The organism is Microvirga calopogonii (assembly GCF_003347665.1).
GTDB classification, from domain to species: domain Bacteria; phylum Pseudomonadota; class Alphaproteobacteria; order Rhizobiales; family Beijerinckiaceae; genus Microvirga; species Microvirga calopogonii.
The window spans coordinates 35716-60050 of the sequence record NZ_QDGA01000009.1 but is presented as its reverse complement, the minus strand read 5'-3'; the positions used below and the strand labels follow the sequence as shown (position 1 = coordinate 60050).

Sequence of the window (24335 nt, the reverse complement as noted above, 5' to 3'; positions counted from 1 at the left end):
CATTGAAGACTTTCCGGCCGGGTCGCTATGCAGAGCGCCCGGCCTTTTTCTTTTCAGCGATTGGCTTGCTCAGTTTCGGCGAATGGATACTGGGCGGCGAGGCCTCGGCGAAATGCCGCTCCTAAGCTCGCGTCGAGCTTCGAAAGTTGCTGGATGGCCAAGCCGACGTTTCGAGGCGTATTGGCTCGGCAACCCGGCCTCATCCGAACAAAGCTGCGGAGCTCCTTCGGTCCGAGCCCTTTGCAGACCAGCATCATGTCGGAAGGTCCGAAGAAGCGCCCCGGGCGCTGCTCGTGTCTGAGAACCGGCCGGAGTTGCACACGCCTCGCTGGATCGGGGTCCAGGAACTGAGCGTCGCCGGCCGAGAAGTCAGGAACCTGCCAAAGAGACGTTTCAAAGCTGCCAGAAAGCGGCCCGGGTTTCGCGAGAATAGCCCGCTTACTCATTATGCCGCCTCGCCGAGCAGCCAAGCCCGAGTGTCTCCTGCGCGATAGCGTGGATAACCCTCGACGATCGTGACTCTGGGGCCGCGACCTTCGCGCGCCCACTTCTTAAGCGCTTGTTCGGAGAAGCCGGATAGCGCCGCGAGCTGCTTACGCGTGATCACTGCGTTGTCGGGCAGCCTATCCAAGTCTGGAACTGGGAGAATTCGACGGGTGCGAAGGCGATTGAGCTTCGAAGAGGTCGCTTGAGTGTCCATGTCTGTCACTGTCTGTCTGATGTCTATCGGATGTCAGACAGTGAACCCGCGAAAACTTCCGTAGCATATGGACAGAATTAAACTTTCTTTTTGTCCTCACCCTTACTCTCAGGGGTGGGTCCGAACATTTCTGAGATGGTTTTCGGAACAGAGGCCGCGCCCCACTTTCTCGAACTCCTCTGATAACGCTTCTTTATTCGCGCAGTCGCCGTCTCGTCTTCGTCACTCGCGACAGTAAGCTCAGCGACTTTGTCGATGGCCTTGTTGGCAGAAAGTCCATGGTGGCGGAGGGTCTCGATCAATACGAATTCAGCCCAACTTTCGTCTGTCTTAGGTGGGCGGCCGCGTCGCTCCCCAGGCTCCGGCAAGTTCAACAAATCTCTTGCAATCCGGGCAAGCACAGAAGTGCCCTTCAGTTCTGTCGATAGCTGTTCGACCGTAGCTTCGTACCGACGCGCGAGCATAGCGATCAGTTTGTCGGGCTCGGGCGCCTCATGCCCTTCCGCCAGAACCTTCCGGGCGCTTAGCTCGGAATTCGGCTGTAGTAAATCGCCGAGTGACGAGCGCTGATGATGTTCACCACTCATGCGAACACGCCTCCTGCCGTCTCAAGCGACTGCTCGCGTGTTATCCTTGTCACATGACCGGCCCATTTATCGAACGCATCCCACAGGGCGTCTGTCGCCAAGTCCCGGTTATAGATCGCCTCAAGATCCGATCGGGCGTGCCCGAGAGCGAGTTCTGCTGTCTCTGTGTCTACGCCGAGCCTGGATAGACCGGTTCGAAACGTCCGGCGCAGGTCATGAAGGTCAAAATCGACACCGCTGGCCCGGTTCAAAGCTTTCACCAATTGGGTCCAGCCGCTGACTCGTCCGCCGGTTCGGGGGGATGCAAACACCAGATCGGACCGTCCATCGATAAGGCAGGCGTCGAGCAGATCCTCCAAAGCTGGCGCGATTGGAACAATGTGTCCCCGACCCTGCTTCACGAACTGCGGCGGCAGGTCGATTTGCGCAGCCGATCGATCAACCATAGCCCAAGTCAGGCCTGCACCCTCCCCTCGCCTGCACCCAGTCAGGATATAGAAGCGAACGAGCCGGCCAAATACTGTACTAGGCGTGGCCGCGTTCCACACCTTTATGATCTCGTCATCGGTCAGAGCTCGGCCATGCTGGGTCTTGGCGATCTTATCGGCTCGGGTAGCCCGCTCCTTCCTGAAGCCGGCAAGAGGGTTGGCATTGATCACCTTTGCCTTGACGACACACCACGAAAGGAAGGCTCGGCAGCGAGAACGGAAGTCTTCGGCGGCGCCTTCCTGGCCCGCCCGCTCAAGTTTCTCGATGATGGAAGCCAGATCCGCGCCGGATAGGTCTCGGATGTCCCCGGCTAAGGAGCCTTTGAGCCGGGTCCGCAGTCCAGCCATGACGACCCGACGGTTTACATAACCTCGGCGCTCAAGATCCTTCTCGTAGCGGTCTAGGAGATCGCCGATTCTCGACTTATCGCGGCGCCTCTGCTCAGTCCGCTCCGCTGCGGGGTCGCCTCCGCCAGCCACCTTGCCGAGTTCAGCTCGGGCTCGGTTGCGGGCCTCGGTCGCGTTCATGACGCTTGGCACCCCAAGCTTGAGCCGCTTCATATTGGCGGAGCGTCCCTGCCCCGCTGGCCGGTAAGACACGATCCATGTGCGCCCTCCAGGCCGGATCCTTAGGCCGAAGCCAGTGACCTCTTTGTCCCAGAGAACGACTTCGTTTTTTCCTTCGGGCAGCGTTGCGCGGGAGACAATGGCGTCAGTGAGCTTGGTTTTGGTCAAGGGTGCGATCTCGGCAGGCGAATGGCGTGGGCAGCACCAGGGCGGCGCAATTTCCATACCTTAACCTAACCCCACATAACCCTGCTAGATCCTACTTTTCTTTATTTTACAGTGGCCTAACGGTCTACCCAGAACCCTCTGTACACCCCTGTAATCCTGCCTAAACGCCTTTGGTAAGGGAGAGGTCGAGAGTTCGATCCTCTCTGGCAGCACCAGCCAAAGCCCGAGACACAGCGGTTCCAATCCCGCTCCGGGCCAAGCGTCCCGGCAATGCACGGGCGCATTTTCGCCGCATCAAAACCTCTCCGAAAGTGCAGTTTCTTTAAGGCTGCAGCTTTGCAATACTTGGTGCCGTGGAACATCTGCGTCACACGGCAGATGTTCCAGCCAAAAGGACCGGGGGAAAACCTTCGGCATATGGGGGACATCATGAAGAACGTGGCCAGCGCGCCCGAGATCGCAGATCCATATGCGGCGCTCGAGAAAATCCTGAAAGTGATCGGCAGAACTTGGCTGAGCGAGGAATGGCGCCTTGAAGACATTCGCCTCCTGGCTCAGGAAGCCATTGCGTCACGCGGAAAAAGAGTGAACGGGAAAGGCGCCGCAAGTGCAGCCCCGCCTCGCAAGCCGCAGCTTCATTTCAAGTCGGACCTCCCGCTAACGCCACCCGCACGAGGCGAGCGCCGCCCTTCTTAGCGCATCGGATCCGAAGTGGACTTACACTTCTGGGATCCAAACCGACGCCCCATTCTTTGATGAGCGCATCGTTTGGCGCGGAGCCCACGGGACGAGCCCGTGCGGCATGTTGTCGGGCGGCGCTAAATTCCGGGCAGATGCCCTTTTAGTCCTATCGCAAATCATTTAGAGGCTCTTGCGCGAGAGCTCGCGAGTTCAACTCAAGTAAAAACGTCCTTCGTATTCTGCACCTACCAAAGCTGATCGTTTTATTGTAACAAATAGAGCAATGGCGCGATAAACTTGTAAGTTTAAGCTTTTAGAAAGCGACGGATTTTACTCTCTGGGCACAAAGCTGCTTGCTGTTTGCAGGCGATAGCTCGCACGAACCTTACGGCATTAACATCCTTATTCGATTGAAGAACCATGCCTGCTGTCGAGACATATTCCTCTACGGGAAACATCTATATCGATGCCGTTCTCGGCTCCATTAAGTGGGTGCCGAGCAACCTGACCTACAGCTTTCCCACGACAGCCGCTTCCTACGGCGCATCCTATGGAGACGGCGAGGCGGCGAAGGGGTTTGGCGCGTTCAACGGGACGCAGCAGGCCATCGCGCGCTCGGCGCTGAATCTCTACTCCGCCGTCAGCAATCTGACCTTCACGGAGTTGGGCGGAGCGAGCATCCCATCGGCGGATCTGCGTTTTGCGCAATCGGACCTGCCCAATACGGCATGGGCTTACTTTCCGAGCACGAACGCGACAGGCGGAGACGTCTGGGTCAACAATTCCAGTCTCAGCTATGCGAGCCCGATGAAGGGCAACTATGCCTATTTCACCATCGTGCATGAGATCGGGCACGCCCTCGGGCTCGAGCACTCCCACGAGAACGGGATGCCGCTCGATCGCGACACCATGGAATACACCGTGATGAGCTACCGCTCCTATGAGGGCGCCTCAACCAGCACGGGCTACACCAATGAGACTTGGGGCTACGCGCAGTCGCTGATGATGTACGACATCGCGGCCGTGCAGCACATGTACGGCGCGAACTACGCCACCAACAGCGGCAACACGACCTATACCTGGAGCGCTACGACAGGCGAGATGTTCGTCAACGGCGTCGGCCAGGGCGCGCCCGGCGGCAATAAGATTCTGCTGACGGTGTGGGATGGCGGCGGCGTCGACACCTACAGCTTTACCAACTACGCCACCTCGCTCACGATCAACCTGCAGCCGGGTGCCTGGACGGTCACGTCTCAGGAGCAACGGGCCAAATTGAGCTATGACGGCTCCAAGCTCGCCGTCGGCAACATTGCCAATGCCCTACTCTATCAAGACAACCCGCTCTCCCTCATCGAGAACGCATCCGGCGGCTCCGCGGCCGACGTGATCAGAGGCAACGACACCGGCAACACGCTTCGCGGCAACGGCGGCAACGACAAGCTCTATGGTTTGAACGGCAACGACGCTCTGTTCGGGGGGAGCGGCAACGACAGGCTCGAGGGCGGCGCCGGAAACGACAAGCTTTATGGGCAGGCCGGCAAGGATGTGCTCTTCGGTGGAAGCGGAGCGGACGCGTTCATCTTTCAGAGCCTGAATGATTCCCGTGGGTCGTCGTTCGATACGATCCAGGATTTCCGTCGCGGATCGGACAAGATCGATCTGCGCAGCATCGATGCCAGCACGAAAGCTGCGGGCAATCAGGCCTTCACCTTCATCGGAAAGTCCGGGTTCCACGGCGCTGCCGGAGAGCTGCGCTTTGCCGACGGCATTCTGTCGGCTGATGTAAACGGCGATACGATCGTCGATTTCAAGCTGAAGGTCGCCGGCCTCTCCACATTGGCGAAGAGCGACTTCTATTTGTGATCAGGTTTTTGTGACCGGCTCCCTCGCGGAGCCCGGTTGCCTTCCGGCCCGCGATGATGCGAGGAGTGGCGGAGCCATCCGCTGAACAGATTCGATCTTGGGAGCCGTGAGTGAAAACAACCGTCGCCGCCTGCCTCGCCCTGTTTGCCGGATTGGCCGTTCCGGGCGTTGCTCTCGCGGCCGACAGCGAGAAACCACTACCCGAGACGGATCTGGCTGCGCCCTTCCACACGAACGAGCGCACCTATTTCCGTGAGCATCGCCTGCGCGCCTACGAGCGCACCCGGGCTGGCACCCGCCAGGGCGCTACCTGTGTGACACCGAAGGGCGTGTGCTGGATCGCGGAGCCTCTTTCCAGCGGGAACGACTGCTCCTGCGAGAGCCGGCGCCTCGGCACGATCCACGGCCTGATCGGCGGCTGATCGAAAATTATGTGTTAACCATCTGGACAGAAAGCGAGCTTAGGCATTATCCCAATCGCAAGACCTTCCGACTTGAAAGGAAGCGCGATGGAAGAAACGGGAAAACGCCACCCGGCCAACGATGCCTTAGCCTATCTCCTGAACCTGGTCGCCCTCGCGTTCAGCGTCAGCTGCCTTTGGATCGTCGCATCCGCCGCGAAGATGTAACCGCGTATCAATGACCGGGTTCAGCGGGCCCTGAATTCCTTGACCGCATCGGCCGCCTGATAGCTCCAATAGGTGAGCTGAACCGCAGCACGGCCGAAGATGCCGCCGTTCCATGCCAGATCGAAGGGTGCAAAGAGGCGATAGCGGTCGCTCTCGCCCGCGATTCCTTCGGCGATGACGGCACCTCCGATGGCGGTGGTGTTCATGCCGTGACCGCCGAAGGCCGTGCAGTACCAGACTCCCGGCTTACGCTGGCCGATCTGCGGCATCAGGTGCCTGGCATAGGACATGAGGCCCGACCAGGCGATCTCTACCTTCAAGCCCGACAGCTGCGGATAAGTGGCTACCATCTCGCGCCGGAGAAGGGCCGCGATGTCACGTGGATCGGTCGTGCGCGTGGTGATGCGCCCGCCCCAGAGGATACGGCTTCCGCCGTCGACGAGCCGGTAATAATCCCCTGCCCGCCGATCATCGAGGATGGCCGCCCGGGTCCGGATGGCGCCCTGCACCAGTTCCGGCGCCTGCTCGGTCAGCAGAACATAGGTGGCAATCGGCAGGAAGGCCCGTTTCAGCGCAGGCAGCACGCCACCGGTATAGCCACCCGTTGCGAACACCACATGCTCGGCTGTGATTTCGGCTCCCTTCGTGCGGACGATCTTGCGGACGCCGTCGAGATCCACATTCACCACCGGCGAATGCTCATGGATCGCCGCGCCCAGCCGTGACGCCTCGCGGGCCAGCGCTCGCGCATAATTCAGTGGGTGGAAGTGAAAGGCACCCTCGTCGAGGATCGCTTCGTGATACTTGGACGAGACGAAAAGCTCTCTCACCTCATTTCGTGGCAAGTGGCGGAGCTGCAGCCCGAATTCACGCTGCTGGCGCTCGCTTGCGAGCTCGAGAGCACCGCGCGAATCGTAGCGCAGTGCCTTCGCAATGCCGGGGATCGGGTGAGCGTCATCGATCCCGAGCTCCTCGATATTGCGGCGCACGATCTCCGCGCCTTCCATGGAGAGGCGGAACAGCTCCCGCGCCTGATCGGGCCCGACACGGCGTTCGATGGCGGCGAGGCCCGTGGCATAGCCGGCGGCGACGAAGCCCCCGTTGCGGCCGGAGGCGCCCCAGGCCACGCGCTGGGCTTCGAGCAGCACGACCCTGCGCCCGCTGCGCGCCAGCTTCAACGCCGCCGTCAGACCGGCGAGCCCGCCGCCGATGATGCAGACATCCGCCTCGATGCGCCCCACCGCCGGCGGATGGCGTTCCGAAGTGGCAGCGGTGCGGCTGTAGTAGGTGTCGATATAGGCAGGCTGCATGGGTGCTGGCTAAAGCGACAGCTCGGACGCCGCGAGATAGATCTGCACGAGGGTCTCGCAGCCTTTGCGGTCGTCCTCGTCGAACCGGTTCGGGTGCGGACTGTCGAGATCGAGCACGCCCAGCACCTGGCCGTCCTTGACGAGCGGCACGACGAGTTCGGACCGGGAGGCGCTGTCGCAGGCGATGTGGCCCGGGAACGCATGGACGTCCGGCACCACGATGGATTCCTGACGCTCCACAGCCGTGCCGCACACGCCGCGCCCGACCGCGATGCGCACGCAGGCCGTCTTGCCCTGGAAGGGACCGAGAACGAGTTCCGGCCCGCGCATGAAATAGAATCCGGCCCAGTTCAGATCCGGCAGGAACTGGTAGATCAGTGCCGACATGTTGGCCGCATTGGCGATCGCATCCGGCTCGCCCTCCAGAAGTCCGGTGAGTTGCTGGGCGAGCGAGGCATAGAAGTCCCGCTTGTTGTCGGAGAGGGGGATGTCTTTGACTTCAAACATGGGATTTTCCTTAAGATTCCAGAAGGATCTTGTCCAGATGCCCTATTCGGCGGCCATGTCGGACCGGGGCGCCCTGGCGAGGTCCAGCCCCTGATGATCGCAGAGGCGGCGATAGAGGCCGCCCTTGCGATAGAGCGTGAGGTGATCCCCCTCCTCCACCATCCGCCCTTTGTCGAAGACGAGGATTCGGTCGAGGGCGCGCACGGTGGACAGGCGGTGTGCGATCACGATGGAAGTGCGCCCCACCATGAGCCGCTCCATCGCCTGCTGGATCAGAACCTCCGATTCCGAATCGAGGGCGGAGGTCGCCTCGTCGAGGATCAGGATGGGGGCATCGGCCAGGAAAGCGCGTGCGATCGCGACCCTCTGACGCTCGCCGCCCGAGAGCTTCACGCCGCGCTCGCCCACGAGGGTCGAATAGCCCTTGGGCAGGTTCACGATGAAGTCGTGCGCATTGGCGAGCCGCGCCGCGCGCTCGATCTCCGCCATCGAGGCACCCGGCCGACCATAGGCGATGTTCTCCGCCAGCGTGCGGTGGAACAGGATCGGCTCCTGCTGGACGATGGCAATCTGCGAGCGCAGGGACGCCTGCTCGGCTTGAGCGATGTTCTGGCCGTCGATCAAGATCTTCCCGCCCGTCACGTCGTAGAGGCGCTGGATCAGCTTGACGAGGGTCGTCTTGCCCGAACCCGACGGACCGACAAGGCCGACGCGTTCGCCCGCACGGATCGACAGGGACAGATCCCGGTAGAGCGGCGTATCGTGTCCGGCGTAATGGAACGTGACCCGGTCGAACGCGACCTCGCCGCGCATGATGCGGATGGGCGTCGCATCCGGACGATCCGGCACGCCGATGCGCTCCCGATGGATCTCGACGAGCTCCTCCATGTCGTTCACCGAACGACGCAGGTTGTTGATGTGCATGCCCACGTCGCGCAGGTAGCCGTGGATCACGAAATAGGTCGTGAGCACATAGGCGAGATCGCCCGGCGTCGCGCGGTCGTTCCACCACAGCCAGATGGCCGTACCGATGATGGCCGCGCGAATGCCGAGCAGCGCGATGAACTGCACCGTGCCGCTGTTGGTGCCGCGCTGCCAGAGACGGCGCGTGCGGCTCTGCCACTTGCCTAGCACCCAGGTGAGGCGCTCGTCCTCGCGCGTCTCGGCTCCGAAGGCCTTCACGACGGGATTGCAGCTCAAGGCATCGGCCAGGGTGCCGCCGATGCGCGTGTCCCATGCATTCGCGAGCCGAGCGGCGGGCGCGACATAGCGCGTCGCCAGGAACCCCGTCATGACGATGTAGGCGAGCGCGCTCACGCCGATGACGACACCCATCACCGGCCAGCGCAGGCCCAGCACGATCATCGAGCCGGCGAGCACCGTAAGCGAGGGCAGCAGCGCCAGCAGAAGCGTGTCGTGCATCAGGTCGAGCGCCCACATGCCGCGCGTGATCTTGCGCACGGTGGAGCCGGCGAAGGAATTGGCGTGCCAGTCGGTCGAGAAGCGCTGGACCCGCGCGAACGCATCCTGCGCCACGCGCCCCATCACGCGCAGCGTCAGTTCTACGATGCCGTAGAAAGCCAGATGCCGCATGACGATCATGAGCAGGCCGAGGCCCGTCATGAACGCGAACGCGACGAGCGCCGCGTGAAGTGCCGCATCGCGGTCATTGCCACCTGCCGCGATGGCGTCGACAAGCCGCCCGGCGAAGACGGGCATGAACACGTCGGCCAGCGTCGAGACCATCATGGTGACGGCGATCAGCGCCACGTAACGCGGTTCCTCGCGCCAGTGCCGGAATGTGAATCTCAGGACATCGCGGGTCGCATCCCCGCTCTTCTTCTGCTGGATCATGAAAGCGAACAGGCGGCGCTCGCAGCGCGCACCTCTCCCCGGAATGTCAATGAGCGACAGAAGGAGCGCCCGCTTACGGTGCCCGAGATCGCTCGAAGATCATGAATCGTGAAAGCTTGATAAGGTTTGCCGGGCCTCGGAGCCCCGCACGGCCCGACCTAAAGTTCGGACGCGGGAGGAACGTTCAGCAAGCGGATAGAAGCCATGCAGTCCTCCCTCTCTAGAAATAAAGCCTAGGCCTAACGTAAGGCAGTTCGTTCAACTTGGCAACCGCACATTGGTTCCAGCGTATTCTGTGCCTTACACGACTTCCAGCGGACGGTGTGGCCCCGACGGCAGTTCCACCCGGATGGCGTCTCCCGATTTCACCTCGCCGCCTTCGAGGACGATCGCCATGATGCCGGACTTGCGGACGAGATTTCCATGCTCGTCCTTGCCGAGCACCGCCTTCATGAGGCCTTTCTGGAAACGGTCGATCTGGACGCAAGGGTTACGCAGTCCCGTCACTTCGATCATGGCGCTCGGACCGAGGCGAAGGCGTGCGCCTACGGGCAGGCCGAGCAGATCGATGCCGCGCGTGGTGACGTTCTCGCCCAAGTCGCCGGCGGACACATCGAAACCCGCCTCCCGCAGCTCATCGTGCAGTTCCGCATGGATCACATGAACCTGCCGCAGGTTCGGCTGGCTGGGGTCCTTGGCCACCCGTGAGCGGTGCTTGACGGTCGTGCCGAGGTGAGCGTCGCCCTCGACGCCGAGACCTGCCAGAAGCCGGATGACGTCCCGGTTGGGTTTGCTGAAGCTGTGGCTGGAGCTGCTGCTCACTGCCGTGACGATTGCCTGCATGACTGCCCCCTGGCCCGTCTTGTAGCCTCAGAGGACGGTCAGATCCACCGTCTCGAAGCCTTTCTCGGCGAGACGCTGCGCCAGAACGCGGCGATGGCAATTGGTGGGGTCGCGCTCGAAGCAGAGGAGGCAGATGGGCTGGGCCTGCGCCAGAGATTCCAGCTCTCGGAAAGCCTCTTGGGCCGGTTCGGTCGCCAGAACCTCGTTGCAATAGATCCGGCGCATCAGCTCGCCGTCCCCGGCGCGGGCCGCCTGGCGCCCCTCCTTCGGCGTTCCGAGCTTGATGAAATGCTGATAGCCAATGCCCTGGTTTGTCAGGGCATCGCGCAGGGCGGACTTGGAGAAGCCCCGCTTGCGCGAGAGCGCGACCGCCCGCACGTCCGCGAGCGTTGCGACTCCTGCATCCTTCAAGGTGGTGAGGAAGCGGTCCACGTCCGCTCCCTCGTATCCGATCGTGAAAACCTGGGGCTTTGCCATTCCGCGACGTTACATGGACGGCTGCGGATGTCGAGCCGGTTCCGGTTGCATATAGGGGCGCAGCGCCTCAGGCGTGCGGAAGTCCCGCGGCACCTCGAAGTCGCTGGCAGCGCCGTGGCTCTGCTCGATTCCGCGCGGATAGCCTGTGCGGTTCGAATAATCCTGCATCGGCGGCAGCGGATGCGGGCTCTCCCGGCTCAGGGTCTGGGCGCAATAGACATCGAGCGCCGTCACGCCCGCCACGGCCGCCATGGCGATGCCGACATTGCCCTTGTTCGGGTTGTTCCCTTCAAGGGCCGTCGCCAGCGTTGCAAGGTCGAGCCCGTCGCCGGCGACGCGGCCCCAGATCCAGGGCGTCGGATCCTTCGAGGCGAGAATGCCGATGCCGGTGGCGATCTCGCGCATGCCATAGCCGGCGATCAGTCCTTCCTGGCCTTTCATGCCGAGCGCGCGCGCCAGCGTACGGGGCGCGGCGATTTGGGCGATGCCGAGCGCGATGGAGAACAACCCGAGCCCACGGGCCAGGGTGTCGGTTGCCGTGTCGGCGTGACCACGGCGGCGCGTTCTTTCGGTTTCGTAGCGCATGATCTCACCTGTCAGGGTTTGATGACGACCTTGATGCAGCCGTCCTGCTTGTCGCGGAAGACCTTGTACATGTCCGGTCCCTCATCGAGGGACACCGTATGGGTGATGACGAAGGACGGATCGATCTGACCGTCCTCGATGCGGCGCAGGAGATCGTCGGTCCAGCGGTTCACATGGGTCTGGCCGGTGCGGATGGTCAGGCCCTTGTTCATGATGGCCCCGAACGGAATCTTGTCGAGCAGGCCGCCATAGACACCGGGCACCGACAGCGTTCCGGCGGGACGGCAGACATAGGCCATCTCGCGCAGCACGTGCGGACGGTCCGTCTCCATCATGGCCGCCTGCTTGACCCGATCGTACATGGCATCGACCGTGCCGGCGGCATGCGCTTCCATGCCGACCGCGTCGATACATTTCTCGGGCCCCTTGCCGTTGGTGAGTTCGTTGAGGCACTCGATCACGCTCTCCTCGTCGAAATTGATCGTGATGGCGCCGCCCGCCTCTGCCATGGCGAGGCGCTCGGGAATCCGATCGATCACGATCACCTGCTTGGCGCCGAGAAGAATGGCGCTGCGGATCGCCATCTGGCCGACTGGACCTGCGCCCCAGATGGCGACCGTGTCGGTCGGCTGGATGTCGCACTGGACGGCCGCCTGCCAGCCCGTGGGGAAGATGTCGCTGAGGAAGAGGAGCTTTTCGTCGGGAATGCCGTCCGGCACCTTGATGTGGGTGGTATCGGCGAACGGCACCCGGAGATACTCGGCCTGCCCGCCAGGATAGCCGCCGGTCAGATGGGTATAGCCGAAGAGACCTGCCGTCGTGTGGCCGAAGGCCTTGGCGGCGATGTGGCCGTTGCGGTTGGTCCGCTCGCAGACAGAGAAATTGCCGCGCTTGCACTGCTCGCACTCGCCGCAGATGATCGTGAAGGGGATCACCACCCGGTCGCCGACCTTCAGCTTGCCTTTGGTCTCGGAGCCGACCTCGACGACTTCGCCCATGGTCTCGTGGCCCATGATGTCGCCGGATTTCATTCCCGGCATGAAATGGTCGTAGAGGTGGAGATCCGAACCGCAGATGGCGCAGCTCGTCACCTTGATGATCGCGTCGCGCGGATGCTCGATCTGCGGATCGGGAACCGAATCGCAACGGATGTCGGTGGTGCCATGCCAAACGAGCGCCTTCATCGAAATCTCCTCACATGCCTGAAGATGGCCAAACTCCGCCGCTTGACCGCATTCGTCAGTGGAAAGACTTCTTGAGGGGCTTTGCGTTCCCAGATGGGCGGCAAATTCTGCCGCTACTCAGCCGCTGCGAGGATTTGGACATGCTCCGGCAAACTGCGGATGAGTTCGGCCAGGGCGGGTTCCAGCACCTGATGGGCCGCCTCCTCGACCTCGAACCATCGGGCTTGGCGCTGCCCCTTTTCGCGCCATGACTTCAGCTGCTTCGAGACCTCGAGCGGATAGACGTCCACGCGGCACAGATCGAAATGGGCGGCGCGACGCTTCCAGTAATTGTAGAAGCCGAGAGGCTTGCTCCGGATCTCACCCTTCACGCCGGCCTCTTCCTCGGCCTCCTGCGCGGCCGCCTTGTGGGGCTTCTTGCCTTTCATCGGCCACCCCTTCGGAATGAGCCAGCGCTTGGTCTCGCGGGACGTGACGAGGAGCACCTCGACTTTGCCGTCTCTGATCCGGAAAGGAAGTGCTGCAATCTGGCTGAGTTCTTCTTTTGGTGTCTGGGGCATTCGACGAGAGTAGGATTCCTAACAGGATAGTTTGTAACGTAGATGATTTGAGCCGGCTAAGAAAGGATCAATTTGAGAAAACTGTGACCGCCCTCGGCCTTTGGCCTCGGACGAATCTCAATTCTCTCAAGAATCCATGACGGCTTCATAACAATGGACAGCCCGATTTTGATCCAGAAGGACGCCTCCTCGATGACGACAGACAGCCTGGACATGAGGTTTGCCGCAGCCTGCGCCATCGCCCGCGAGGCAGGCGTCCTGGCGCGCAAGCGCTTTCTGGAACGGCCGCGCTCGCAACGGCCCGATTTCAAGGGCCCGCAGGACTTTCTGACGGCGACCGATGCAGAAGTCGAGGAGCTGATCCGCAGCCGCCTGAGTGAGTTGTTTCCCGCCGATTCCTTCTTTGGCGAAGAAGGCGGCGGCTCCTTCGAGCGCGACGTCTGGGTGGTGGATCCCATCGACGGCACCGCGAACTTCGCCCGTGGAATCCCCCATTTTGCCATTTCCATCGCCTTCGCGCGCGAAGGCAGGGTCGAGATCGGCGTGATCTATGATGTGATGCATGCCGAACTCTACACGGCTCAGCGTGGACGAGGCGCCATCCTCAACGGGGAGCCGATCCAGGTGAGCGGGCTGGCCCAGATGAACCAGGCGACCGTTGAAGCAGGCTGGTCGTCGCGCCTGCCGCCGGAGCCTTATGTGGCCGTCGTCGACAAGCTGAAGACGGCCGGCGCCAATGTGCGCCGTGCGGGATCGGGAACGCTCGGCCTGGCTTATGTCGCGGACGGTCGCATCGATGCCTATTGCGAGCTGCACATCAATTCCTGGGATGCTCTGGCCGGGCTCCTGATCATCGAGGAAGCGGGCGGCTGGACCAACAACTTCCTGGCCAAGGACGGCCTCAGGAAGGGCAATCCCATTCTGGCCTGCACGCCGGAACTGGCCGATGCGCTCACCCGGGCAACGGGAATCGCCAAGGAGCCATGAGAGGCATCTTATTCTAAAGATTCACATTTGCTGCACGGGCTAGGCACTTGACCTGCCGTCTCATTGGGGAGAGCTTAGCCGACCAACCAATAACAAGAACGTCATCTTGGGAGGATCGTATGAAGATGAAGAAGACTATCGCTGCGGCAACCATGCTGGCAGGTTCCATGGCGGCCCTGTCCTTCATGTCGGCAGGCGCGGCTCAGGCGCAGGGCGCGCTGGTCATGTATTGCGGCGTGCAGGAAGAATGGTGCCGCGCCATGACGACCGCCTTCGAGCGCGAGACCGGCATCAAGGTTTCCATGACCCGCAAGAGCGCGGGCGAGGTCTATGCCCAGGTCAAGGCGGAAGCCGCCAATCCCCGCGCCGACATCTGGTGGGGCGGAACGGGCGACCCGCACATGCAGGCGGCGGAAGAAGGCATCACCGAGGAGTACAAGTCGCCGAAGATGGGCGAGCTTCAGGACTGGGCCGTGCGCCAGTGGGAGCAGTCCAAGGGCCGCACCGTCGGCATCTATTCCGGCGCACTCGGCTTCGGCTACAACACCGAACTCGCCCAATCGAAGAAGATCGGCGAGCCGAAATGCTGGGCGGATCTCCTGAAGCCCGAGTTGAAGGATGAAGTGCAGGTCGCGGATCCCAACTCCTCCGGCACCGCCTACACGCTTCTCGCCACCATCGTGCAGATCATGGGTGAGGACAAAGGCTTCGAGTACCTCAAGGCCCTACACAAGAACGTCAATCAGTACACCAAGTCGGGCGCGGCACCGGCCAAGGCCATGGCGCTTGGAGAGACGACCGCCGGCATCGCCTTCATGCACGACATAGTCACGATGGTCGTCGACAAGGCGCCCGTGAAGGTGGTCGCTCCCTGCGAGGGCACGGGCTACGAGATCGGCTCCATGTCGATCATCAAGGGGGCCAAGAACCTGGACAACGCCAAGAAGTTCTATGACTGGGCGCTCACCGCCGATGCGCAGAAGCTCGGCGCGGAAGCGAAGTCCTATCAGGTGCCGTCGAACAAGACCACGCCGATCCCGCCGCAGGCACCCAAGCTCAACGACATCAAGCTGATCAATTTCGACTTCGCCAAATATGGCTCCTCGGCCGAACGCAAGCGCCTCCTGTCCAAGTGGGACAACGACGTGAAGAACCTGCCGAAATAGTCGGACACACAACGAACCACGGCGAAGCGGCAAGCCGCTTCGCCGTGGTGCATCGATACCCTGATCATACGAGGGCCGGGCATCGAACCGGCCTTGAAGCGAGAACAGAAGATGTCACGGGCAACCCTTGGCTGGATCGTTCTGGGCTGGGTCGGCTTTGCCCTCCTGCCCTGGTACGGCTTCGACCGTAATGCCATCCCCACCCTTGCCGATTATTTCGTCAGCGGCTCGGCTCTGATCCATGGTCTCAAGGGTGCGTGGTGGCTCCTGCCGATCCTGGCGCCCCTGTGCCTGGCCCTGATTCCGGTGATCCGTCCATCGGCGGAAAGCAAGGGCAACTGGCTCATCGCCTCGGGAATTCTCGGCCTTGCTCTCATCGTTCTCCAGGGCTTCTCCATCGGCCTCAACGGATGGACGGTGGACATCCTTCGCAACCTCTTTGGCGCACCGGGCCCCAGCCAGGCCGGCATGGGTTATGGCGCCGCCCTGACGGCGACCGCTTTCCTCATCATCCTGTGCCATGGACTTGCGGCCCATGGCTGGTGCCGGGGCGATGCGTTCGTCACCTCGTCCATCGGCGTCGTCATCGCGCTGATCATCGTCTTCGTGTTCTTCCCGGTGACGACCATCCTTGGGAGCGCCTTTGCCGACAACGACGGCAATTTCGCCCCTTACGAGTTCTTCGCGAAATTCCTGGACCGTTCGATCTGGGGCCTGGATTGCGTGACGAGCGACCTGCGTTGCGGCGTGGCATGGAACACGCTCTTTCTCGGGCTGCTTGTGGGCGTCGGCACCACGGCTCTCGGCCTTGCCTTCGCGTTGATCGCGACCCGCACCGGCTTCCGGTTCAAGAGGCTCCTGCGCCTGATGAGCGTTCTGCCCATCATCACGCCGCCTTTCGTGATCGGCCTGGCCCTGATCCTGCTCTTCGGCCGTTCCGGAGCTCTCTCGGCCGTGCTGTGGGAATGGTTCGGCGTGCCGCGCTCGCGCTGGATCTATGGGCTTCCCGGCGTTTTCATCGCGCAGCTTCTCGCCTTCACGCCGATTGCGTTCCTGGTTCTCATCGGCGTGGTGCAGGGCATCAGCCCGACGCTCGAGGAAGCCTCGCAGACCTTGCGTGCCAAGAGCTGGACGACCTTCTGGACCGTGACGCTGCCGCTCATGCGTCCGGGCCTCGCCAACGCCTTCCTCCTCGGCTTCGTGGAAAGCCTCGCCGATTTCGGCAATCCGCTGGTGCTCGGCGGCAACTACGAAGTGCTCTCCACCAAGATCTTCTTCGCCGTCGTCGGCGCGCAGCAGGACCAGGGCCGCGCGGCCGTTCTGTCCATCATCCTGCTGGCGTTCACCCTGGGAGCCTTCTGGCTCCAGCACGCCTGGCTCGGCAAGAAGGTCTACACGACCGTCACGGGCAAGGGCGATGCCGGCATTCCCCTCCCACTTCCACGGCGGGTGGCGCTCGCCTCCTATCTCACGGCCCTTCCCTGGGCGATCTTCACGGTCGCCATCTATGCGATCATCGTGGTCGGCGCCTTCGTGCGCTCCATGGGCCGGGACTACACGCCGACCTTCGAGCACTTCGTCACCGCCTTCCGAGTCGAGCGCGCCGATTGGGGCTTCTACTTCTCGGGTTCCGCCTGGAACTCCTTCTTCGCCACCGTGAAAGTGGCCGCGCTCTCGGCACCGCTGACGGCCGCCATCGGCCTGCTCACCGCCTATCTGCTCACCCGCCAGCGCTTTTCCGGGCAGCGCGCCTTCGAGTTCGGTACGCTTCTGAGCTTTGCGATTCCCGGAACGGTCGTGGGCGTGTCGTATATCCTGGCCTTCAACGTGCCGCCCATCGAGATCACCGGAACGGGCTTCATCCTCGTGATGTGCTTCGTGTTCCGCAACATGCCGGTGGGCGTGCGCTCGGGCATCGCCACCCTGAGCCAAATCGACAAGAGCCTCGACGAGGCCTCGTTGACCCTGGGAGCCCGCTCGTCGACCACCATGCGCCGCGTGGTGCTGCCGCTGCTGCGGCCGGCCATCGTCGCCTCACTGGTCTATTCCTTCGTCCGCGCCATGACCGCCGTGAGTGCCGTGATCTTCCTCGTCACCGCCGAGTACAACATGGCGACGACCTATATCGTCGGTCGCGTCGAGGCCGGCGAGTTCGGCCTTGCGATCGCCTATTCCACCGTGCTCATCCTCGTCATGCTGGTCGCCATCGCGGCGATCCAGCTGGCTGTCGGCGAGCGGCGCCTCGGGCGCCGCAGCGCGAGCACCGCCTCCTCCCCCGTTGCCGTGCAGGCTATCCCATGAACAAGATGTCTTCCGTCCACTCGCTGTCCCGGCCCGGGACGTCCAAGAAGCAGGCGGCTTCGGTTCAGTTCCGCAACGTGACGAAGCGCTATGGCAGCGTCACGGCGGTGGACAACGTCTCCTTCACCATCGAACCGGGTCAGCTCGTGACCCTTCTCGGACCCTCCGGCTGCGGCAAGACCACGACCTTGCGCATGATCGCAGGGCTCGAAATGGCGAGCGAAGGCCAGATCCTGATCGGCGGACGCGACGTGACGAACCTCTCCGCCGCGGATCGCGACGTGAGCATGGTGTTCCAGTCCTACGCGCTCTTCCCGCACATGTCGGTGCTGGAGAACGTCGCCTATGGACCTTCCGTGCAGGGCGCCTCGAAGAAGGATGCCAACGAGATGGCCATGGAGAAGCTGTCCCTGATCGGCCTCAAGGGCCTGGAGAAGCGCGCACCGTCCGAGTTGTCTGGCGGACAGCAGCAGCGCGTGGCCGTGGCCCGCGCCCTCGTGCTGGAACCGCAGGTCCTCCTGTTCGACGAGCCCTTGTCGAACCTCGATGCGAAGCTGCGCCGCCGCGTGCGCGAGGACATCCGTGAATTGCAGCAGAGCCTCAATCTCACCGTCGCTTATGTGACGCACGACCAGGAGGAGGCGCTTGCCGTATCCGACCACATCATCGTGATGTCGAACGCCCGCATTGCCCAGACCGGCACGCCGCGTGAACTCTACGAGGAACCGGCCGATCTCTTCGTGGCCGACTTCATCGGCGACGCCAACATCATCTCGGGCGATCTCGTGAGCGTTGCCGGGCCGACGGCCCAGGTGAAGATCGGCAATGTGAGCCTCCAGCTCCCGCACAGGAATGCCGGCCACGGCGCCGTCAAGCTCGCCGTGCGGCCCGATGCCATCTTCCTCGACGAGACGGCAGCGACGACTTCCGGTGCACTGACCGGCACGGTGCGGAAGGCCTCTTACCTCGGCACCCAGGTGGAATACGAGGTGGACAGCGCCATCGGGGACCTGTTCGTGGTGCAATACGGACGCAAGGAACCGATTGCGCCGGGCACTCCGGTGTCGATCTCGTTCGCCAACCAGCGCGGCGTCGCCATCGTTCCGAATGCGTAACGCATCAAGCGCAAAAGTGGGAACCGGTTTTGCGCTCGATGCGCGAAAGCAAAAAGCTTAAAGCATCGGATGTTCACATCCGATGCTTCAACGCCCTCAGATCGCCCCATCGTCCGGAATGTTGAGGACCGTGCCGCAGGCCTTGCAGTGCACTGCATCCCTGTCGTGCCGCTGCAAGGCGCATACGGGACACGGGAAACGGACCTTGTCGGGCCTGAGCAGCACCTGCACGAGACGTAGGAAAAGCGTGACGCCGAAGATCATGATGATGACGGAGATCAGGTGTCCCAGCGTCCCGGTCAGCGTGATGTCGCCGAAGCCGGTGGTGGTCAGCGCCGCAATGGTGAAATACAGCGCATCGATGTAGTTGCCGATTTTCGTGTTCGTCCAGCGCTGCGTCTCGTAGACGAAGCCGGTCATGACGAAGATGAAGACGCAGAGATTAACGGCAGCGATAATCAGGTCCTCGTTGCGCCGGAAGAAGACGCTGTCGGACCGCAGGCGGGCAAGCAGCTGATAGGTTCTCAGCAGGCGAAGCGTGCGCAGGATCCGCAGGAACCCGATGCCCTCTCCGACCACCGGAGCGAGAAAGGACACGATGGCCGCAACGTCCGCCAGCGTCGTCGGATGGGCCAGGTCCCGCCAGGGTGTCCGGCTGATGACGATCCGGGCGACGAAATCGGCCAGAACGATCAGGCCGATGATCACGTCCATCCACTCGAAGGCCGGGGAGCGCGGCAGGAAGGATGTCAGGACGATGAAGAGGATCGCGGCAACGTCGAATACCAGAAGGCCGTAGCGGAACTGGTGCGCCTCCGGCGTGTCGCCTTCATAGAGAAGCCGGAGCTTGTCGATCACCCGCATCTGGACATCTCGTCGATGAGGCAGGAAAGGATGCGAACCATCGGTGGGATCACGCTTTATACAGTTTCATTGGCCTTCGATTATCTATAGAGCTGGGCTGCAATTCCAACGGGGTGCCTTCCAGAGCGGAGCGGTCTATTCCATTGCCACGAGGCCCGACATTCTTGAGAGACGTTCCCATGCTTAAAGCCCTGATCTTCGATATGGATGGAACATTGGTGCACAGCGATCCCGTGCATCTGGAAGCCTTTGCCGAGGTTCTGAAAGACCAGGGCGTCTCGATCACCGAGGAGGTCTACCGCTCCAAGATCATCGGGCGTACCAACGAGGCGATCTTCGCCACGCTCCTGCCTCATCTCCCTGTCGAGCAACATGAAGCCTATGCGGACGAGAAAGAGGCCACCTTCCGCCGCATGGCCCAGAACCTCAGGCCGCTGGAGGGGCTCCTCGACCTGCTGGACTGGGCGGAGGAACGCGGCATCAAGATCGCTCTCGTCACAAATGCACCGCGTCTCAATGCGGATCACATGCTGGAGGTCCTAGGACTGGCCGGGCGGTTCAAGGTTGAGATTACCATCGAAGAGGTGGAGCGCGGCAAACCCGATCCCCTGCCCTATCTCACGGCCCTTGAGCGGCTCGGCATTCAGGCCGATGAGGCAATCGCCTTCGAGGATTCTCCGTCAGGTATGAGGGCCGCCAAGGCGGCGGGCCTGTTCTCTTTCGGTGTCCTGACCGGCCTGACCGCCGACGAGATGCAGGAGATCGGCGCCGACGGTGCCATCGTGACCTTCCACGACCGGGCCCTCTGGGAAATCCTGGAGCATAGGGCCGGCGCCAGCTCATGATCTTGCACAGGGCTGACGATTGACACCGTTGTCAGGCCTCGCGACCCTGAGTGCTTGGTTGGTCTCACGCCTTCGTTTCACACCCGCGCCTCCCTGAAGGACGATCTCATCGATCTTGGCGTCGCCGCAGACTCCATCTGCTCCTTTGCCGTCACGTGGCTGGAGCGGAATGCCGAGACCTAGCGCATCATGTCGACAGAGGAGACCACGCCGAACGACACGGCACTTATAGAACGGAGCATTGGATCGGCCGATCAAGCTGCATCGGAATGCTTCGGCTCGGTCCCGTGATCGTCGGCTCCACCCGCATCGAAGCGGCGCCGGGCGGCCAGGATCTCCTCCCGGTTCGCGATCGCCCAATCGCCCAAACCCCGAACAGTCCTGAGCAGGGAGCAACCCAGCCCTGTGAGCTGGTAATCCACGCGGGGCGGAATGGTCGGGTAGACGGTGCGCGTCACGAGCCCGTCACGCTCCAATCCGCGCAAGGTCAGGGTGAGCATCCTTTGCGAGATTCCGCTGACAATGCGGCGTAACTCATTGAATCTCTTAGGACCTCCGCCCAGCTGGACCACGACCTGGACGCTCCATTTGTCGCCGACGCGCGACAGGATTTCGGTCACGGTCCCGCAATCGGCAGGCACATGGATGTGACTGGGTGACATGAAAGTGCCTCCTTGCATGACGCTCGGGAAGTTACTTAATGAGCCTCGGTTACAAAAGGGAACTTAATACCTGTGTCCCACCGTTGCAAATTCAGGAGATAAGATGGCTCCCAAGCTTCACACGATCATTGCCAGCACCCGTCCTGGCCGGGTCGGACCCGGCATCGCGAAGTGGTTTAACGACTTCGCCGCCGAGCACGGCAAGTTCGATCCGGTCCTGGTGGATCTGGCGGATTTCAACCTGCCGGTCTTCGACGAGCCTGAGCATCCGCGCCTGCGCAACTACCACCATGCCCACACCAAGGCCTGGAGCGAGAGCGTGGCTTCGGCCGATGCCTTCGTGTTCGTGACGCCCGAATATAATTACGGCCCGCCGCCCTCCCTCCTCAACGCACTGAACTACCTTGTGGCCGAATGGCAATATACGCCCGTCGGCTTCGTGAGCTACGGCGGCATTTCCGGCGGCCTGCGTTCGGTTCAGGTGACCAAGCAGATCCTCGCCACCTTCAAGATGATGCCGATCCCGGAAGGCGTGCCCATGCCGATGGTGTTCCAGCATCTGGACGAGAACGGCGATCTCAATGCTCCCGACATCTACAAGACCTCGGCGGCCACGATGCTCGACGAACTCTTCCGCTGGACGGAAGCCCTCAAGTCGCTCCGGGCCGAGCGCAAGACTCCCCTGAAGGCTGCGGCCTAAAACAAAAGGCACCGCTGTTCGTCGCAGCGGTGCCTTTTCATTCACGGTCGAGGGATCAAAGCCGTCCTGCCAGCGCATCCTCGAAGAGCTTGCGGGAACTCTCCTTGGTGATCGGAACCGGGTTGCCGCCTGCGGTGGGATCGTTCGGCGCCATCTCGGACATCTCGTCGAAGCGCGCCGCATCGACCTTCAGCCCCTCCAGCGTGTGCGGCACGCCGAGATCCTTGCGCAGCTGCAGCACCCAGTCCAGGAACGCCTGGAACGAGGGTTCTAGGCCGATATAGGCGGCAAGACGTTCGATCCTGCTCTCGATGGCCTTGCGGTTATAGACCAGCACATAGGGCATGAAGACCGCATTGGTCAGGCCGTGATGCGTGTCGTAGAGCGCGCCGGTCGGATGCGAGAGGGCATGAATCGCGCCGAGCCCCTTCTGGAACGCAGTGGCGCCCATGGCGGCGGCCGACATCATCTGCGCGCGGGCTTCGATATCCCGGCCGTCCTTGTAGGCGCGCGGCAGGTATTCCTTGACGAGGCGGATGCCCTCCACCGCGATGCCGTCGGCCATCGGGTGATAGCCCGGCGCGCAATAGGCCTCGATGCAATGCGCGAGCGCATCGAGCCCCGTGCCGGCCGTGATGTGCGGCGGCATGCCCACCGTCAGCTCCGGATCGCAGATCACGATCTTGGGCATCATGAGCGGATGGAAGATCACCTTCTTGGTGTGCGTCGCCTCCTGGGTGATGACGCCGGCGCGCCCCACTTCCGAGCCCGTGCCTGCCGTCGTCGGTACGGCGATGATCGGCAGGATTCCCTTGGGATCCGCTCTCGTCCACCAGTCGCCGATATCCTCGAAATCCCACATGGGCCGGGTCTGGCCCGCCATGAAGGCGATGACCTTGCCCGCGTCGAGCGCCGAGCCGCCGCCGAAGGCGACGACGCCGTCATGCTTGCCGGAGCGCAGAACTTCGAGGCCCTTGTAGACATTGGTCTCGACCGGGTTCGGCTTGATGTCCGAGAAGATCGCGGCCCTGAGACCGGCACTCGTCAGCTGATCGAGCGCTGCCTTCGTCATGGCTTGAGTGGCGAGAAACGGATCGGTCACGATCAACGGCGCCTGCATGCCGACGGCCCTGCAGGCCTCGGCCAGTTCAGCGATGCGGCCTGCGCCGAAGCGCACAGCTGTGGGGTAGTTCCAGTTGGAGCGGGGAGACGTGGTCATGATGCCTTCAATCAGATCTGACGGAGGTGGTAGGATTTCGGACGGGTGAGCGACTCGTAAGCGAGACGTGACAGGCTCGCGCCGCGGCCCGTATCCTTCACGCCCGTCCAGGCGAGCGCGGGATCGAGATAATCGCAGCGGTTCATGAAGACGGTGCCGGTCTCCAGCCTCTCGCCGATGGCCTCGGCGGCGTCGACGTCGGAGGTCCAGATCGCGGCGGAAAGACCGTAAGGCGAATCGTTCATGAGGCGGATCGCCTCCTCGTCACCCTTCACCTTCATGATGCCGACGGTCGGGCCGAAGCTCTCCTCGCGCATCACGCTCATGGAGTGGTCTACATGGGTGAGCACCTGCGGGGCGAGATAGGCGCTGTTGCCGACATCAGCAGGGAACTTCTTCGCGTCGATATGCGCCTTCGCGCCTTTCGCCACGGCTTCCGCGTTCTGCTGACGCACGAGATCGGCGAAGCGCTTATGCGCCATCGGACCGAGGGTCGTCGCCTCCTCCAGCGGGTTGCCGAGCACGTATTTGTTCACCAGATCGACAGCACCTTCGACGAAGCGGTCGTAGTGCTTTTCGTGCACATAGATGCGCTCGATGCCGCAGCAGCACTGACCGGAATTGAAGAACGCACCATCGACGAGGTTCTCGATCGCGTGGTCGATATTGGCGTCCTCGCGCACATAGGCCGGATCCTTGCCGCCGAGCTCAAGGCCCAGCGACGTGAAGGTGCCGGCCGCCGCGCGTTCGATGGCGCGCCCGCCGCCGACGGACCCGGTGAAGTTGCAGTGGTCCACGAAGCCGCCGCCGAGGATGCGGCTCGTCTGGTCATGGCTGAGATGCAGATTCTGGAACAGGCCCTTCGGCAGGCCGGCGCGGTCCATCGCCATCTGGAAGCGCTCGCCGGCGAGCACCGTCTGCGACGCGTGCTTCAGCAGCACCGCGTTGCCGGCCATGAGCGCCGGCACGATGGTGTTGATCGCCGTAAGATAGGGATAGTTCCAGGGCGCGATGACGAGAACGAGCCCCACGGGCTCGCGCTTGATCATGCGGCGGAAGCCCGGTTTCTCATCGTCGGCCGGAATGGGCCCAAGGCTCTTCTCGGCGATCGAGATCATGTAGCGCGCGCGCTCCTCGACCCCGCGGAACTCGCCGCCGTAGCGCACCGGACGGCCCATCTGCTGGGCGATTTCCGGCACCACTTCCTGGTTCATGGCGAGCAGCGCATCGAGGAAGGCGGAAACCCGGGCGGACCGCTCGGCGAGCGGCACGTTACGCCAGGCCTTCTGGGCATCACGGGCAGCCCGAATTGCCGCATCGATGGCGGCCTCGGACATGATGGGACGTCGGACGAGCTCGCGCCCGTCGATGGGGGAAATGCAGACGATATCGGTATCAGCCATGATGTGATGTCCGAAAGACCAAGGCCCGTGGGAGCCATGGCCTTCTCCTGTGCTTGTGTCTGATTGAGTC

At 62.5% G+C, this 24335-nt stretch carries 23 protein-coding genes; 9 read left to right on the top strand and 14 right to left on the bottom strand.

The annotated features are described in order from the left end of the window. Positions 1-777 precede the first annotated feature (777 nt). Positions 778-1287 (bottom strand): hypothetical protein, encoded by a 510-nt coding sequence (locus tag DDF70_RS10380; protein WP_114944796.1) that lies wholly within the window; start codon positions 1285-1287, stop codon positions 778-780. Then, the gene (locus DDF70_RS39185) at positions 1284-2567 is read right to left on the bottom strand and encodes a tyrosine-type recombinase/integrase (RefSeq protein ID WP_114944795.1); all 1284 of its coding nucleotides are present in this window, start codon (positions 2565-2567) and stop codon (positions 1284-1286) included. The genes DDF70_RS10380 and DDF70_RS39185 overlap by 4 nt, the downstream gene beginning before the upstream one ends. Before the next feature lie 213 nt (positions 2568-2780). Between DDF70_RS39185 and DDF70_RS10370 the strand changes: the two genes are divergently transcribed. The 3 genes from DDF70_RS10370 (at position 2781) to DDF70_RS10360 (ending at position 5476) form a co-directional block, all read left to right on the top strand. Beyond that, positions 2781-3206 (top strand): hypothetical protein, encoded by a 426-nt coding sequence (locus DDF70_RS10370; protein WP_162820326.1) that lies wholly within the window; start codon positions 2781-2783, stop codon positions 3204-3206. Positions 3207-3611: 405 nt separating this feature from the next. Continuing rightward, the gene (locus tag DDF70_RS38720) at positions 3612-5054 is read left to right on the top strand and encodes a M10 family metallopeptidase (protein WP_114944793.1); all 1443 of its coding nucleotides are present in this window, start codon (positions 3612-3614) and stop codon (positions 5052-5054) included. 110 nt (positions 5055-5164) lie between these two features. After that, a complete protein-coding gene (locus DDF70_RS10360) occupies positions 5165-5476 on the top strand; it encodes a hypothetical protein (protein ID WP_114944792.1) in 312 nt (103 codons plus the stop codon). 227 nt (positions 5477-5703) lie between these two features. On the opposite strand, the gene DDF70_RS10355 is transcribed toward DDF70_RS10360, so the two are convergent. The 8 genes from DDF70_RS10355 to DDF70_RS10320 all read right to left on the bottom strand — a co-directional run bounded on the left by DDF70_RS10355 (position 5704) and on the right by DDF70_RS10320 (position 13003). Further along, the gene (locus DDF70_RS10355) at positions 5704-6993 is read right to left on the bottom strand and encodes an NAD(P)/FAD-dependent oxidoreductase (protein ID WP_114944791.1); all 1290 of its coding nucleotides are present in this window, start codon (positions 6991-6993) and stop codon (positions 5704-5706) included. A gap of 9 nt (positions 6994-7002) precedes the next feature. After that, the gene (locus tag DDF70_RS10350) at positions 7003-7500 is read right to left on the bottom strand and encodes a GAF domain-containing protein (protein WP_114944790.1); all 498 of its coding nucleotides are present in this window, start codon (positions 7498-7500) and stop codon (positions 7003-7005) included. Between the two features lie 42 nt (positions 7501-7542). Continuing rightward, a complete protein-coding gene (locus tag DDF70_RS10345; protein ID WP_114944789.1) occupies positions 7543-9354 on the bottom strand; it encodes an ABC transporter ATP-binding protein in 1812 nt (603 codons plus the stop codon). A 300-nt stretch (positions 9355-9654) separates the two neighbouring features. After that, positions 9655-10197, bottom strand: a complete 543-nt coding sequence (locus DDF70_RS10340) for an MOSC domain-containing protein (protein WP_114944788.1) — start codon at positions 10195-10197, stop codon at positions 9655-9657. A 27-nt stretch (positions 10198-10224) separates the two neighbouring features. Beyond that, positions 10225-10674: a DUF488 domain-containing protein gene (locus DDF70_RS10335; protein ID WP_114944787.1), complete on the bottom strand. Its 450-nt coding sequence runs from the start codon at positions 10672-10674 to the stop codon at positions 10225-10227. A gap of 9 nt (positions 10675-10683) precedes the next feature. Then, complete coding sequence (locus DDF70_RS10330) at positions 10684-11259, bottom strand: cyclase dehydrase (RefSeq protein ID WP_114944786.1); 576 nt, start codon at positions 11257-11259, stop codon at positions 10684-10686. A gap of 11 nt (positions 11260-11270) precedes the next feature. Next, positions 11271-12443 carry a zinc-dependent alcohol dehydrogenase gene (locus DDF70_RS10325; RefSeq protein WP_114944785.1) on the bottom strand — a complete coding sequence of 391 codons (1173 nt, stop codon included), beginning with the start codon at positions 12441-12443 and terminating at the stop codon, positions 11271-11273. 113 nt (positions 12444-12556) lie between these two features. Then, positions 12557-13003: an NUDIX hydrolase gene (locus DDF70_RS10320; RefSeq protein ID WP_114944784.1), complete on the bottom strand. Its 447-nt coding sequence runs from the start codon at positions 13001-13003 to the stop codon at positions 12557-12559. Between the two features lie 192 nt (positions 13004-13195). Here DDF70_RS10320 and DDF70_RS10315 point away from each other — a divergent pair, with 192 nt between their 5' ends. The 4 genes from DDF70_RS10315 (at position 13196) to DDF70_RS10300 (ending at position 18572) form a co-directional block, all read left to right on the top strand. Then, positions 13196-13990, top strand: coding sequence for an inositol monophosphatase family protein (locus tag DDF70_RS10315; protein WP_114944875.1), 795 nt, complete (start codon positions 13196-13198; stop codon positions 13988-13990). Positions 13991-14109: 119 nt separating this feature from the next. Continuing rightward, the gene (locus tag DDF70_RS10310) at positions 14110-15156 is read left to right on the top strand and encodes an ABC transporter substrate-binding protein (protein ID WP_114944783.1); all 1047 of its coding nucleotides are present in this window, start codon (positions 14110-14112) and stop codon (positions 15154-15156) included. A 111-nt stretch (positions 15157-15267) separates the two neighbouring features. Beyond that, on the top strand, positions 15268-17457 hold the full coding sequence (locus DDF70_RS10305) for an ABC transporter permease (RefSeq protein WP_114944782.1): 2190 nt from the start codon (positions 15268-15270) through the stop codon (positions 17455-17457). Positions 17458-17462: 5 nt separating this feature from the next. Then, positions 17463-18572, top strand: coding sequence for an ABC transporter ATP-binding protein (locus tag DDF70_RS10300; RefSeq protein ID WP_114944874.1), 1110 nt, complete (start codon positions 17463-17465; stop codon positions 18570-18572). A 96-nt stretch (positions 18573-18668) separates the two neighbouring features. Here the strand turns inward: DDF70_RS10300 and DDF70_RS10295 are convergent, their stop codons facing one another. Beyond that, complete coding sequence (locus tag DDF70_RS10295) at positions 18669-19436, bottom strand: potassium channel family protein (RefSeq protein WP_114944781.1); 768 nt, start codon at positions 19434-19436, stop codon at positions 18669-18671. Positions 19437-19615: 179 nt separating this feature from the next. Here DDF70_RS10295 and DDF70_RS10290 point away from each other — a divergent pair, with 179 nt between their 5' ends. Then, positions 19616-20281, top strand: coding sequence for an HAD family hydrolase (locus DDF70_RS10290; RefSeq protein WP_114944780.1), 666 nt, complete (start codon positions 19616-19618; stop codon positions 20279-20281). Positions 20282-20535: 254 nt separating this feature from the next. Here DDF70_RS10290 and DDF70_RS10285 read toward each other — a convergent pair whose 3' ends face one another. After that, positions 20536-20943, bottom strand: a complete 408-nt coding sequence (locus DDF70_RS10285; protein ID WP_114944779.1) for a winged helix-turn-helix transcriptional regulator — start codon at positions 20941-20943, stop codon at positions 20536-20538. A 103-nt stretch (positions 20944-21046) separates the two neighbouring features. Here DDF70_RS10285 and DDF70_RS10280 point away from each other — a divergent pair, with 103 nt between their 5' ends. Continuing rightward, on the top strand, positions 21047-21643 hold the full coding sequence (locus DDF70_RS10280; protein ID WP_114944778.1) for an NADPH-dependent FMN reductase: 597 nt from the start codon (positions 21047-21049) through the stop codon (positions 21641-21643). Positions 21644-21698: 55 nt separating this feature from the next. Here DDF70_RS10280 and DDF70_RS10275 read toward each other — a convergent pair whose 3' ends face one another. Next, positions 21699-22862: an iron-containing alcohol dehydrogenase gene (locus tag DDF70_RS10275; RefSeq protein ID WP_114944777.1), complete on the bottom strand. Its 1164-nt coding sequence runs from the start codon at positions 22860-22862 to the stop codon at positions 21699-21701. A gap of 11 nt (positions 22863-22873) precedes the next feature. Further along, positions 22874-24265, bottom strand: a complete 1392-nt coding sequence (locus DDF70_RS10270) for an aldehyde dehydrogenase family protein (protein ID WP_114944776.1) — start codon at positions 24263-24265, stop codon at positions 22874-22876. Between the last annotated feature and the right edge of the window lie 70 nt (positions 24266-24335).